We start from the raw sequence: 13,406 nt of genomic DNA, 5'->3' as shown, positions 1-13,406 counted from the left end.
TCCCGGCTCATCAGAGACGAAGGACGTAGAGGGCGTTGAAGGGGCTCTGGACGGGAAACTCGCGGACCTCGCGGAAGCCGGCGCGGTCCGCGAGCCGGGTCATCTCCCGCGCGGGCAGCCCAAAAGTGCCGAGCGCGGGAGCACCGTCGGCCAACGCGGTCGGCACGCAGTACAGGGTGCTCGTTGCGTAGAGGATGCTGGCCGGCGCGCCGGTGTTGTCCCGGGCGTCGTCCGCCCCGCTGCTCTCCAAAACGAGCACCACTCCCCCGCTTTCGGCCACCGCCACCCGCGCCGCGCGCAGGGTCGCCTCGGGGTCCGGTGCGTCGTGGAGCACGTCGAGCATCGTCACCAGGTCGGTCGGCGCCGCGAGAGCTTCGGCGGCGTCGGCACGTTCGAAGTGGACCCGGTCGGCGACACCGGAGCGGTCGGCGGCCTCCCTCGCCCGTTCCAGGTTTGGTTCGTGAAGGTCGTAGCCGACGAATCGGGCGCTCGGGAACCGCTCTGCCATGCGGATCAGGGCGCGACCGCTGCCGCAGCCGACGTCCGCGACGAACCCGCCCGCCGCGAGCCGCTCGGTGAGGCCGTCAACCGCCGGTAGCCACTGGTCCACGAGCATGTGGTCGACCCAGGTCGCACTCATCTGCTCCATGGCCGCGGCGAACTCCTCCGGATAGCGCCCGTGCGCAACACCTTCACCCGTGCGGAACGCCTCGGTAATCGGATCGAGCATGGTGGCCATGGCCGCGAACAGGCGGTGGCCCCCGGTGAGTGAGAAGGGTGAGTCGGTCCGGGCGAGCACCCCGGCGTGCTCGAGCGGCAGCGAGAACCGGCCGTCAGGCGTGGCCTGGAGATAGTTCGCGCTGTGTAGACACCACAGCCACTCCCGCAGGTACCGCTCGGCGAGTCCGGTCCGCCGGGCGAGTTCCGCACTGTTGGCCGGCCCGCCGGCCAGCGCCGCGAAAATTCCGAGGCGGACACCAAGAACGGCCATCAGGCTCACCATGGCGCCGCTGAGATCTCCCATGACCCGTCCGGCGAACGCCATCGCCGCCCGGACATCGATCGCCGGGCCGGCTCCGCCGTGCCCCGGCATTCCCTGCGGTGTCGCAGCGCCACCCTGCTCGGCCGGGTCGGCGGCCGCGACGGACCATCCGTGCGGTCCACCGGGACTCCCCTGCTGGCGGAACAGCAGCTGGGCCCGCGCTGCCGCGGAAGCCCAGAAGTTCGTCAGGATGCGCCGCTCGGGGAGGGGGTCGGCGAGGCCGAGGGCTTCCCAGTTGTGGTGGAAGACGTGCAGCACGCAGGCGCCGAGCCCGGCCGGCTCGACCCACATCCGTCCGCCCAGCGCCGCCGTCCAGGACCGGCGCCGCAGCTCGAACTCCAGGTAGGGCAGGTAGGAGGGGAACTCCTGGCCGGCGTCCACGGCCCTGGTCACCCGGAGCAGCGCGGTACCGCTGGCGTCGCCCATCACCAGGGTCATCTCGTCCCCCGGGCTGAGCGAGCCGGCCGACCGACCCATCCAGTGCTTGACGGCGGCGGGGCTGGTGAGCGCATCCCACGCCTCGAACGGCGCCGCCGGCAGCGGAATCTGGACGTACGGTCCCATCCGACGCCACGGCCACCGCCACGAGGCTCCGGTACGTAGGTAGCCGGAGAGCTGGTCGATGATCCCCGGCCAGCCCATGCCGTTCCACGATCGCCAGTCCGACGCCGGGTTCTGCGCCTCCTCCACCACGGTGATGGTGGTTCCGCTCTCCGAGGGGGCGATCGTCCAGGTCACCTCGGTGGCGGGACCGATACCGAGCCAGCGCCAGAGATAACGCAACGTTCCGGGACGGGCCATGGTGGGTGGCGTGCTGTGGAGCGTGCGGCACCAGAAGAACTCGCCGTCCTCGAAGTCCAACATGGACTCGGCGTCCCGTTTCGCCCAGGAGCCGCGGCAGACGGCCAGCCAGTGCCGAACGTGTTCGGGTTCGGTCAGGGCCGTCCATACCTGGTCGGCCGGAAACGTCGTACTTCCCATGGCGACGAGGCGCTCCCAGCGGTCGGCGACAACCGGGAAGGCGCTCGCGGCGAGCGGTGGGAACGCGACGTCGGCGTTCGCCAGGCCCGGCGCGGCGGGGAACGGGCCTCCGGCAAGCGGGGCACTTCCGAAACCTGATGCTTGTGTCGTCATCGCATCCTCCGCGCCAGATCGGTACTGAAGAAACGTAGTAGTCTGCGCAGAAAGGCGTCTTCTCGAACCTTGCTCAGCCCACTCTTCCTGGGTGAACACGGAGGGCGACCACCGACACGGCCGATTGTTCGCTCCATTTTTCTGAAGCTATATTTGCCGACGACGGCCCGGACAGAGAGGTGACCGCCACGCCCGCTTCCGCGTTTCGCCGGCCGGAGTCGCCGCTCGCCCCGCTGTTGTCCCCGCACGCAGTCGCAGGAGACCGTGCAGATGACGTTCCCGTCGAACCACGTAGGCAGGCTCCGCGGAGTGATCGCCGACCTGCGTGCCACCAGTGGACGATCCCCGTGCCCGCACGGGCTGTGCCCAGCCGCCGACGCCTGCGCGGCCACCCGCTCGTGCCTTTCCCGCCCGGCCAGCCAGGATCGGCTCGCCGCGGTCCTGCGGGCCGTTCGTCGCATGCGCAACGCGCTCGGCGACCGGCATTCCCTTACCGAGCTGGCACAGGTGGCGTTACTCAGCCCGTTCCACTTCCACCGCACCTTCCGTCAGGTCACGGGCGCCACGCCGTCCCGTTTCCTCACCGCACTACGGATGGCCGAGGCGCGGTCACTGCTCGTGACAACGGACATGAACATCACGGACGTCTGCTTCTCGGTGGGTTACTCGAGTCTCGGCACGTTCACGACCCAGTTCACCCGGCTCGTCGGAACACCCCCCAGTCGGTTCCGACACGCAGTTACCACGTTCGGCGACCTGCTGATGGGCACCCTGTTGGACCGGGCCGTGCCACCACCACGCTCCGTGCGCGGCGAACCGCAGGTGGTGGCGACCGTTCTCGGAGGTCCTGACCCCGCCGCACCCGCTGTCGTCGGCCTGTTTCCTTCCGGTGTGCCCCAAGGTAAGCCGGCTACCTCGGCAGTTGTTGTGCCACCGGAGAGCGTGGCATTCACCGGGCTGACCGAAGGCCATTACCACGTTCTCGCCACTGTTCTCGATCCCGCCGCCACCGTCGCGGACATGCTACGGGGGCAGGGAAGGCCGGCGGTCCTCGTCGGTGCGGGTTCCTCTCCCGTCCATGTGGCCGCCGGACAATCGGCACCGGAAAGTGTCGGGGTGCGGCTGCGGGCACCACAACCCACCGACCCTCCGATCGTGCTTGCCGTTCCGCTCCTGATGGCCATGGACGTGCTGGGGAACACACGTCTTCGGGTCCCGGTGGCCGAGCGCTGAACCGCTAACCGAAGTCCGTCCCGCAACGTGGTACGTCCGAGACCTGCAACAACTGTCGAGCCGATGACGTCGAACAGGGGGCAGCCGCTCCGCACACGGACTCCGGAAGGTTGCCGAGCCGTTCAACCTGTGCCGCGGGAACAGATCACGGCCGTGGACATCACCATGGGTGTGGGACGGACCGGGCATCGCTGCATCCCGGCCCGTCCTATCGTCCTGTTCTGCGCTAGTTCTTGATCACACTCTTCTCAAGGTAGCCCCCCATGTTGAAGCGGAGGCTGGTGATGTAGGCGACCGGCTCGCCCTCGAGGTTGTTGCGGTCGTGCAGTGGCAGCATGCGGTAGATCTGGCCCTTGCCCGGCGCACCGGCGGGCGGGATGGTCCGCACGTCGTCGATAGTCAGGATGATGGGCTCCCGGTTGACCAGCTGCATGCCCAGCTTGGGCATGTCGAAGATCGCGCCGACGGCCATCCGGCATGCCTTGGCCGCGGGCCCCTCGCCCGCATAAGGGTCGAACGGTGTCCGGATCTGCCCGGCGGACAGGCATTCCGGGTTGAGCGTAACGGTGATCGTTCCCAGTTCGGGCGACTCCCCCACCATCTTCATCTCGATGAGGTTCGTGTAAACCTCGGCGGGTGCCCACTCACCGGCGGTCGGTGCCGAGCGCACAACCCGGACGTAACCGTCGAACTGCACGGTGAACTCGCCGACCCCGGGTACGGCGAAGGTGTCCACCGAGCTGATGCCGAGGTTGTCGATGCCGGGCTCCGGTGGGGTCCACGGCGTGACCTTCGTACCCGCGTAGAGGTTCGGGACGCCGTCGGTCTCGACCTTCCGGCCGTAGCGCACCGACGGATTCTGTGTTGGTGCGGACATGGTCTTCCCTTCGGTCGTACGGCTGGCCAGCGGGTCAGATCAACGCCTGGGTCCGGTAGTCGCAGCAGGTCAGGCCGGGCTCGTCGGGCACGCCGTCCTGGTCGGAGTCGATCTCGCCGTCCACCGTGGAGTAGACGTCGCGCGAGTTGAGGTCGATGACGCCGTCCCCGTCCCAGTCGTTGAGCTTGCCCTTGAAGGTGCCCAGGATGAACGCGTTGGTCATCGGGCCCACCTCGGGGTCGTGCAACGTCGACAGCACGCCGTTGCCCGGGGTGAGGACCTCTTCCAGCGGCTTCCCGGCGATCCGGGCCAGGTTGAGGTATCCCCAGCCCTGGAACCGGCCGCGCACGTAGCGGATGGCGGGCTCGTTGTGCACCTGGAAGGCCGGCTCGAGGTGCCACGTGCCGTAGCGGGCGAAGCCGATGTTGGCCTGTCGCACGCCCTGGCTCGGGTCGTCGGCGTGCCCGGACTTGAAGAACGTCCTGGGTACCAGCGACTCGAAGAAGAAGTTGCCGCGATCCCGGCGCGTGCGGTCGGTGAACCCGCGGAAAAGGTAGTTGTCGCAGTGCGGCGAGCCGTCGGCGTGCAGGCCGGAGATCGTCTTGGCGATCACGAGCTGCTTCTCGCGGGTGGCCACGTTGGGACAGGCGTGGGCCTGGCCGTAGATGCGGGCGAGCCCCTGTGGCGACAGCGAGATCTTGCCCCAGTGTTGGTTGGAGTCGTCCAACCGCACGTACAGGTCGCAGTGGATCAGCAGGTAGATGGTCTCGTCGAAGGTCCGGCCCGGCGTGTGGCGCCCGGTCCGGGCGTCGAACGCGGGGTCACCGGTCTGCAGCTCGCTGATGAACAGCTTGGCCCACTCGGCGATCTCCGGGTCGTCGTCGGCGAGGAACTTCCGCAGCGCGGTGATGGCCTCGGGCCCACCCAGCTTCTCGATCGCCCACAACGCGTCCCATCGCAGCTCGCGGTTCGAGTCTTGTCGTGCGGCCTGTACCAGCAGCTCGATGGCGTCGGAGTGGTCCCGGTCGGCGTACTCGAACAACGCCTGTTCCCGCAGCACCGGGTCCGGATGGTTGAGCGCCTGCGCCCGCAGCACGTCGTTCGGCCGGTTGTCCAGCCGGATGGCAACCTTGTCCAGGGCGTAGCCGAAGTCGCTGGACCAGGCCGCCGGATCGCCCGCGACGAACCGGGGGTCCACGTTGCTGAGTGTGGTGCGGTACGCGAAGTTCAACGCGTCCCGCTGTTCCGAGCCGAGGTCCTCCAGCAACGCGGGCTCGTCGACCGCGTGCTCCCACGACCCCGGATCGCGCTCGGCAAGGCCGGCGGGCGACTTGTTACAAAGATCAATAGCCATACTGGCACGTCCTCCCCGCATCCAGATGGATCGGTATACGAGAAAGTAGTGGTGTGTGCCAGGACCAGCTTCTTTGAGGTTGCCGCGCCACCGCTCAGCCGACCGGGCGGGTCCGCCGTTCGGCCAGCCCCAACAGCCGGCTGCAGCGCTGCACCGCCTCGTGGTCGCCGGATATGGCGAGCTTGCCGGTGGCCAATGCCTCGAAGGGGCTGAGCAGCTCGGCTCCCACGCGGATGAACGTGTCGGTGTCGGTGTCGATCACCAGTACCGGGTCGGTGCCATGACCGCGCCTGGCGTGCGCGACGCCGTCCCGCACGGCGATGTGGAAGATCTCGCCGCCCACGACGAACTCGTAAGTCTCGTCGACCTCGGGTACCTCGCTCTGCCGGATCATCGCCTGGACAGCCAGGAATCCCCAGGTGGCGCGGCTGGTGCCGACGGTGTCCTCGGTGAGGAAACCCATCCCCCAGCGGGCGAGGTTCAGCACGGGGCCGCGTAGCTGCTCGCCGAGCGGGGTCAGCCGGTACTGCTTACCACGGCCGTCCCCGGGAACCGGTGCGCTCGTGACGACTCCCTGCTCGGTCAACGCGCGTAGCCGTTCGGACAGCAGGTTCGGCCCGATCCCCGGGAGGTTCTCCATCATCTCGCTGAACCGTGCTGGGCCGAGCAACAGTTCGCGCACGATCAGCAGCGTCCACCGTTCACCCACCACGTCCAGCGCGGCGGCGAGCCCGCAGAACTGCCCGTAGTACCGCTTGTCGGCCATCGCGCCTCATCCATGACCGTGATCACTGTTCCGTCACATAGTAAAACGCACGGCGTGAACCGCATCCACACCCGATCACGAGGCTTGCGTCACGGTGGCTGGCTACTGGTTGGTACTGCTGTTTGGAGTAGCCGGTACGGCCATCCGTGCGGCCGCCCGGTACCGACGTCCAATCACGGCGGACGCCACCGCACATGCCGTCGCCAGCGCGGCGATCGCGACCAGGACATCGGTGACCGAGGCAACGAGGCCGGCCAGGAGGATGGGGCCGGTCAGTCCGCCGAGCCGGTTGAAGAAGGACACGGTGCCGGTGACGCGGCCGCGTCGTGCCGGATCCGCGAGATCGGCAGCGATGGGAAGGAACACGGCGGCCATGGTGTTGACCGAGAACAACGCGGCGAGCAGCGCGACCGCGCACAGCCAACCGTGGTGGGCGGCGGCACCGGACCCGGCCAGCAGGAGCAGGACCAGGGCCGTTGCCGAGGCGAGCCCCGCCGCCAGTGCCACCGGGCCGAGCCGGAGGTAGGTGAACGCGAGGAGAACCGCGAACGGCACCATCGCCAGCGCGGCCGTGGTGAGCAGGAGGTTAGCTGTACCGGCCGAGACCCCACCGGCACGCGCGATCGTGGGTAACCAGGTGGTCAATCCGAAGGTGACCACGCCGATGAGCATGGCGTAAGCGCATTGAACCGGGGTGCTCAATGCCCGTTGGCTGGCGATGTGCGCCGGGTTCGCCACAGGCGCGGGGGGAGTAACGCAGTGCTGCGGAACCAGGGGTGTGGCCAGGACGAGGAGCGCCCCGGTAGGTGCACCGATGAGCCACATGATCCGCCAGCCGTAGATGGGCTCCAGCCAGAGCGCGGATCCCGCCGCAACGAGGTAGCCGACGGCGGTGGCGACCACCGAGAGCGCGGTGGTGAGTGGACCGCGGGCGGAGTTGCCGGAGAACTCGCCAAGCATGGTGATGAGCAGTGGCGCGAGTCCTCCGACCGAGACGCCCATCAGCAGGCACATCACCACATTGCCCGTGAAGGTGGTCATCGAGCCGCACATGCTCGTCACGGTGAAGCCGAGAGTCGCGATGAGGTAGGCATGACGGCGGCCGAGTCGGTCGGCGAGTACACCGAACAGCAGGGCGCCGGTCGCGGTTCCGGTGAGCCCGGCAACCGCTAGCAGGGAAGCAGTGCGCGGCTCCAGCCCGTATTCCTGCCGCATGCCCGGAATAACGAAGCCGAGCGTCGAGGTTTTGCTGACGTCGATCGTCAGTGCCGCGGCCAGAAGGGTGATCACCAGGATCCGGGCACCGCGGGTCGTCGGCTGCCAGCCGGATCGTGCAACGGCACTCTGCCCGGTCGCCTGCGCGGCCACACCACCCACGAGTGCCAGCAGAACTCCAGCCACTGCCACGACCATCTCGGGCATGTCGGCCAGCGGCATGCCGTGCAGTGGGTTCGTGGCCGATGACATCGCGTGGTGGTCGGAGATACTCGTGCCAGCCATCAACAGTTCGCGGATGAAACCGAAGAGCGCGGCGCCGGTCGCGAGGAGTGTGCCGACCCAAGTGATCCTGGTGGCCAGGCCGGGCGTAGCGAGGGTGGTCATGGTCCTCCTCGGCCGCGGGAGCGCCGCAAGGGTGCTCAGGCGAACGCTGACAGTGCGGCGTCCAGCTCCTGTGGGATCGCTATCAGTCGGGCGACCCCATTGTCCCTTCGAAGGCAGGCAACCACCTGATCACCACGTGCCACGACTTGGTCGTTGCGCAGAAACTCGAAGTCCATGGCGATCCGGCCGGCACCTCGGGCCCGCAGCGTCATGACGACCTCGACCTGGTCCAGGGCGAAACACTCGGCGTAGTAGCTCATCGAGCACGACACGGTGGCCAGGGCGAGGGTGCCGGTCCGCACCGCGTCGAGCACACCGGGGGCGTGCTCGGCGAGGAACCGTTCCCGGCACTCGCCCTGCCAGTGCAGGTAATGCGCGAAGTAGACGTTTCCGACGAGATTGGTCTCCGCGAACGTGACGACGTGCCGGTGGCGATAAACACGCATGACTCACCCCCGGCCGGCGATCGAGACGGTGACCGGTTCCGGAACGAGGTCCAGGCGCAGGCGCGCGGTGAGGACCTGCGTATGTCTACCACGCAGGACGACCACGCCGTCCTCGGCCACCTGGTCGATCTGCAGCGGCAGTTTCGGGTCGAACCCGAGCGTGCCGAGAGCAGTTCGGGCGGTGTGAACCCGGGACGCCGACTCGGCCCCGGCCTCGTCCGCCTTGTCCGCAAGTTCCTGGGCGAGTTGCCATCCGTGGTCACCCAACAACACCGGCCACGCGCGACTTCCGTCAACGCCCTCCCAGTTGATTCCCACGGTTGGTTCGCCGAGCACTCGCAGCACATGTCCGGACAGGTGTTGCGAGTCGTCCGATTCATCGGCGCTGTGCGTGACGACCAGCTCGACGTGGTCGGCGACGCTGCATTCGATCAGCCGGCGACTCAACAGGGGTCCGACGAGTTCTGCCGGTAGCGGCACGGTCTTGGGAGCGGCGCCGACGGCGCGAAGTCGCAGGCCCTCCCACCGTGCCACGGGTTCGCCATCCGGCCCGCGGACGTCGACGTCGAAGAGGTAGTCGTCCGAGGTGTGGCTGTGCTCCACCGCTTCAACGGTGAGAATGCCGTTCGGCTTGCGCCATATCGTCACTCGTTCCGCACTCACCGGCAGTGCCCTGCGGTGTGGCACGCACACCAGTAGGGCGTGGATCGCAGCATCGTGGGCTCCGGGATCGCCGAGGAGCAGCCGTGGCTCGTGAAAGTCGGAGAACCACGGCTCCTGCCGTGCCTCGACCCGTGCCCTGACACGGAATGCGGTCAGGGTCTCGTAGTTCAGTACACGACGGAAACGTCCACTGTGGAAAAAGATCGACTCGTAGTACGGGTGGTCGACGGTGCGAGGGGGTGGCGTGGGGAGACGGGGTTCCGTCCGGGTGGGTGGTCGCCCGGCGAGGCCGATCCGGGCGGAGAAGTGGTCCGAGGCGAACCGGTCGGAGTCGTCGCGCAGCACCGCGTCGACATCCTGTGCCCCGGTCCGCAGCACGGCTAACCGCAGCGTGCGCGGAGCTCGGTCGGGCACGGTGACCGGGGCGCGCAGGTCCACGTCCGCGAATGCCCACGCATCACGTTCGCCCGCGACAACACTGTCTGCCTGTGCCAGTGCTTCCAGCCCGATGACGGCGGGCAGAACCGCCACGTCATCGATGCGGTGGTCCATCAGGTAGGGATCGGTCCCGGTGGAGAGCTCGACATCGATGACCGCCTCAACGCCCGGGGTGTACACGCGAGTGTGCTCGACGAACCGCAGAAGCGGATGCGCTGCCCCGGTGAGCGGCAGGGTCCGGTTCGCCGGGTAGCGTGAGGAGACGAGGAGCGTCACCGGTGCCTCGGGATCGCCGAGAATGTCGAGTAGGGCGGTGACCCCTTCCGTCGGGGTGATGGGCCGGACACCGAGCCGCCGGAGGTTGTCGAGCACATCGAGTCGGACACCCATCCCGATGTCCGACCACACCGACCATTCCAGTACGTGGCTTCGACATTCGGGGTGTTCGGCTGCCCACCGCTCCAGTTCGAGGCGCATCACCTCGTTCGCGACGCAGTACTCGGCCTGCCCGGCCAAACCGCACCGACCAATAACCGAGCCATATGCCACGACGAGCCGGAGTTGATCGCCGAGCGCACCGAGCAGTGTGCTCAGACCGTCGACCTTCGGGGCGAGCGTCCGACGCAGGGACACATCCGTGACGGTTCCCATGCGCTGGGGTTCGTTCACGCCGGCACCGTGCAGCAGGCCACGGACTTCCCCGAGGGTTCTCGCGAAGGTGATCGCCTCCCGCACGTCCTCGATGTTCGTGACGTCGCACTGCCGGTAATGGGCGAGCGCCTTTTCCCGCAGGTCACGCATTCCCACCATGACGTGGTCGTCGGACTCTGCGGAACGGCCGAGAATCACCGGAATGCAGCCGGTTCGCTCGGCCAGCGCGGCCGCCGAGTGTGCGCTGATGCCTCGTGCCCCGCCTGTCACCAGGCAGACGTCTCCGGGGCCGAGTGGGATCTCTGTGCCGCTCCGGAGAGGTCGGTGCTCGGTGACGGCCTCTTCAATCGTGCCATCGGGGGTTATCCGGAGTTCTAGGTAGCCCTCGTTGATCGCGAGATCGAACAGGGTGAACTGCGCGTCCGGTGGGAGCTGAACCACGGTGACTGCGCACGAATCCTGTTCCGCCGCCACGCTACGCCCGATGGCCACCGCCGCGGGGTGCTTTTCGTGCACCACCAGCAGCCGGTCCGGGCGTGCCTCGTCAATGCGTCGGAGCAGCTCAGCGGCTGTTACGGGGTCGTTGCCGGTGAGGGCTACGACGAGCCCGGCCGGAGCGTTGTCCTCCCGGGCCGGAGCGAGCCCGTGCAGCCAGTGTCCGTCGGGTGCATCGATTCGCCAGTTCGCGGGTTTTTCGTTGGCCCGCTTGGTGTAGGGCTTCCATCCGTGAGCGAAAATGGCCACCCAGTCGCGGACACCGGGAACCTGGGCGCAGTCCTCCGCCGGCGCGGCATCCGGTAGCTCGGCGAGCACGTCCGCCGCTTGCTGGACCGTGACGTCACCAAGTGGCAGGGGCGTGGCCGGCGACGTCTTGCCCAGGCTGTTCGCTACGGCCGCCACCGTCTGGACCACCTGCAGGGAGTTGAGGTGCAGGTCGCCGAGCAGCGTGTTGTCCGCCTGGATCGAGGCGAGCGGTAGTTCGAGGGTGCGGGCCAGATGTGCCCGCAGTGCCGCCACCGGCGAGTCCACCTCCTCGGGAACTGGTTCCGGTGCCACGACGGGTGTGGTGGCCGGGTTCGGCTCGGACCGGGTGGCCGGTCGCGTCTGGCAGGGGCTGGTGAGGAAGACGAGCGGGTCGGTGAGCCGTAGTGGGCGGAAGGCACGGCCGGCGAACCAGGGTTCCAGGCTCGCGCCACCGGCCACGGCGAGCGCCGCACTGGCCAGGGCGTGTCGGCGGGTCGAACCACCGCAGTCCAGGCTCACCGCGGGAAGGTCGGGAGCGGTCCGGGCGGCCAGGGCGGTGAGGATGGTTCCGGGGCCGACCTCCACCAGCAGCTCGCAGCGGTGCGCGAGCTCGGTCAGGGCATCGGTGAACAGCACCTGCTCGGTGAGCTGGTCGACCAGAAGCTGGCGCAGGTCGTCCGACGCGGACAACGGCCGCCCGGTGACGGTGGAGATCACCACCTGCCCGGGTGCCCCGAACCGGGTGCGGGCCAACACCGCGCGCAGCGGGTCCCGGGCCGGGTGCATCGCGGCGCTGTGGAACCCGTGCGACACCGGGAGCGGTGTCGCCGGGATTCCAGCCTTCGCCGCCTTTGCCAGTACCCGACGCACGTCCGCGGTGGGGCCGGACACGACGGTCCGATCCGCCGCGTTGCGGCCGGCCACCACGGCACACGTACCGGCCACCAGGTCGGCAACCCGGTTCGCGTCAGCGTCCACATTGGCCATCGTGGAGTCGCGGTCGCCATGTCGAGCCATCACGCGACCACGTTCGGCGGCGAGCCGCAGCCCCGATTCGGGATCCAGCGCGCCCGACCACACCAGGGCGGTGATTTCACCGAGGCTGTGTCCCACCGCGGCCACCGGCTCGCAGCCCAGTGCCTGCAACCACGCGAGCCCGGCGAGGGACTGACGGACGATCGCCGCCTGCGCGACGGCGGTATTGGTGTCACCGTCCCGTACCTCGAGGTCGGGCGGTGGATCGGGAACATCCATCCGGCCAGCCCACGCGCTCAGCCGCGCTCGCACCGACGCGGCCTGGCCGGGAAACAGCAGTCCCACCGGGCGTGCGGCACCGTGGGCGAGCACGAAGCCGCCCGCATCGTCGAGCACGAGGCGTTCGCCGACGTCGGGGAGCCGCCGCGCGGCGGCCGCGGCGACCCGCTCCAGCTCCTCGGGGCGGTCGGCGACCAGTGCTGCACGGACGGCGGCTGTTCCGGTGGCGGTGCGGTGCCGGGTGCAGGCCAGATCGTGGAGCTCCGCCAGGCTGAGAGCGCCAGCCTGCTCCGCGATGGCGCGTAACTGTGCGGCCAGTTCCACGGCGTTGTCGGCCTCCACCAGCACGATGTCGTGCGCGGGCGGACGCTGTCCCCACCGACACGCGGTCGCGGGCAGGGTGGTGCGGGCGGCGGCTGGCGCGCCGGTGAGCACGACGTGGGTGTTGATACCGCCGAATCCCATGGCGGACACCGCTGCCGCAGGAACGTGGTCGTCCCAGGGCAGCGGCTCATCGAGCACGCGGAGTGGGGTGTCGGGCCGGAGCAGCAGTTCGTGTGGTTGTTGGCAGCCGGTGGTGGGCGGAAGGACGCGGTGGTGGACGGCGAGTGCGGCCTTGATCAGCCCGGCAACGCCCGCGGCGGCCTTGGTGTGGCCGATGTTCGCCTTGATGCTGCCCAGGGCGGCACGGGGCGCGGTGGTCCCGCGTACCTCGGCCAGCGCGGCCAGTTCCACCTGGTCGCCCACGGCGGTACCGGTGCCGTGGCCCTCCACCAGGGTGATGGCCGAGGGGTCCATCGCCGCCATGCGGTAGGCCCGACGCAACGCGGCGGCCTGCCCGGCGACCTCGGGGCGCGTCAGCCCGCCCGAGCCGTCGGAGGAGGTGCCCCAGCCGGCCAGGTACGCATAGACCCGCAGGCCCAGCCGGTGTGCGTCGGTCGCACGGGCCAGCACCACCACCCCGCATCCCTCACCGGGCAGAAAGCCGGTGGGGTGAGCGTCATAGACCCGCATCTCGGTGCCGGCCAACGCGCCGAGCCGGGCAAAGCCCACCAGTTCCAGAGGATCCAGGCTGAGGTCGACACCACCGGCCAACGCGACGTCCAACTCGCCGGTACACAGCGCCCGCGCGGCGGTCATCACCGCCAGCAGGCTGGAGGCGCAGGCGCCGTCCACGGTGTAGCCGGTGCCGTGGAAGTCGA

At 68.9% G+C, this 13,406-nt stretch carries 8 protein-coding genes; 1 reads left to right on the top strand and 7 read right to left on the bottom strand.

Annotation, left to right across the window (positions count from 1 at the left end; genetic code table 11):
• Positions 1–10: 10 nt before the first annotated feature.
• Positions 11–2,176: a methyltransferase gene (locus IEY55_RS13210; RefSeq protein WP_189057557.1), complete on the bottom strand. Its 2,166-nt coding sequence runs from the start codon at positions 2,174–2,176 to the stop codon at positions 11–13.
• Positions 2,177–2,446: 270 nt separating this feature from the next.
• On the opposite strand from IEY55_RS13210, the gene IEY55_RS13205 reads away from it, so the two are divergent.
• Positions 2,447–3,409: a helix-turn-helix domain-containing protein gene (locus tag IEY55_RS13205; RefSeq protein ID WP_189057555.1), complete on the top strand. Its 963-nt coding sequence runs from the start codon at positions 2,447–2,449 to the stop codon at positions 3,407–3,409.
• Between the two features lie 226 nt (positions 3,410–3,635).
• On the opposite strand, the gene IEY55_RS13200 is transcribed toward IEY55_RS13205, so the two are convergent.
• The 6 genes from IEY55_RS13200 to IEY55_RS13175 form a co-directional block, all read right to left on the bottom strand.
• Positions 3,636–4,286, bottom strand: coding sequence for a DUF6073 family protein (locus IEY55_RS13200; RefSeq protein ID WP_189057553.1), 651 nt, complete (start codon positions 4,284–4,286; stop codon positions 3,636–3,638).
• Between the two features lie 34 nt (positions 4,287–4,320).
• Positions 4,321–5,640 (bottom strand): HEAT repeat domain-containing protein, encoded by a 1,320-nt coding sequence (locus tag IEY55_RS13195; RefSeq protein WP_189057551.1) that lies wholly within the window; start codon positions 5,638–5,640, stop codon positions 4,321–4,323.
• Between the two features lie 94 nt (positions 5,641–5,734).
• Positions 5,735–6,406 (bottom strand): winged helix-turn-helix transcriptional regulator, encoded by a 672-nt coding sequence (locus IEY55_RS13190; protein ID WP_189057549.1) that lies wholly within the window; start codon positions 6,404–6,406, stop codon positions 5,735–5,737.
• Positions 6,407–6,508: 102 nt separating this feature from the next.
• Positions 6,509–8,008 (bottom strand): MFS transporter, encoded by a 1,500-nt coding sequence (locus IEY55_RS13185; RefSeq protein WP_189057548.1) that lies wholly within the window; start codon positions 8,006–8,008, stop codon positions 6,509–6,511.
• Positions 8,009–8,043: 35 nt separating this feature from the next.
• Positions 8,044–8,454 carry an acyl-CoA thioesterase gene (locus IEY55_RS13180; protein WP_189057545.1) on the bottom strand — a complete coding sequence of 137 codons (411 nt, stop codon included), beginning with the start codon at positions 8,452–8,454 and terminating at the stop codon, positions 8,044–8,046.
• Positions 8,455–8,457: 3 nt separating this feature from the next.
• On the bottom strand, positions 8,458–13,406 hold a 4,949-nt coding region (locus IEY55_RS13175), incomplete at its 5' end, for a type I polyketide synthase (protein WP_189057543.1).

Source organism: Longimycelium tulufanense (genome assembly GCF_014645795.1).
Taxonomy (GTDB): Bacteria; Actinomycetota; Actinomycetes; order Mycobacteriales; family Pseudonocardiaceae; genus Longimycelium; species Longimycelium tulufanense.
The sequence above is the reverse complement of the archived record's forward strand: the minus strand, read 5'-3'. Positions and strand labels throughout refer to the sequence as shown.

Bases quoted from the DNA above. Each gene is read 5' to 3' on its own strand.
- IEY55_RS13210 (WP_189057557.1), bottom strand. From the start codon at position 2,176: ATGACGACACAAGCATCAGGTTTCGGAAGTGCCCCGCTTGCCGGAGGC.
- IEY55_RS13205 (WP_189057555.1), top strand. From the start codon at position 2,447: ATGACGTTCCCGTCGAACCACGTAGGCAGGCTCCGCGGAGTGATCGCC.
- IEY55_RS13200 (WP_189057553.1), bottom strand. From the start codon at position 4,286: ATGTCCGCACCAACACAGAATCCGTCGGTGCGCTACGGCCGGAAGGTC.
- IEY55_RS13195 (WP_189057551.1), bottom strand. From the start codon at position 5,640: ATGGCTATTGATCTTTGTAACAAGTCGCCCGCCGGCCTTGCCGAGCGC.
- IEY55_RS13190 (WP_189057549.1), bottom strand. From the start codon at position 6,406: ATGGCCGACAAGCGGTACTACGGGCAGTTCTGCGGGCTCGCCGCCGCG.
- IEY55_RS13185 (WP_189057548.1), bottom strand. From the start codon at position 8,008: ATGACCACCCTCGCTACGCCCGGCCTGGCCACCAGGATCACTTGGGTC.
- IEY55_RS13180 (WP_189057545.1), bottom strand. From the start codon at position 8,454: ATGCGTGTTTATCGCCACCGGCACGTCGTCACGTTCGCGGAGACCAAT.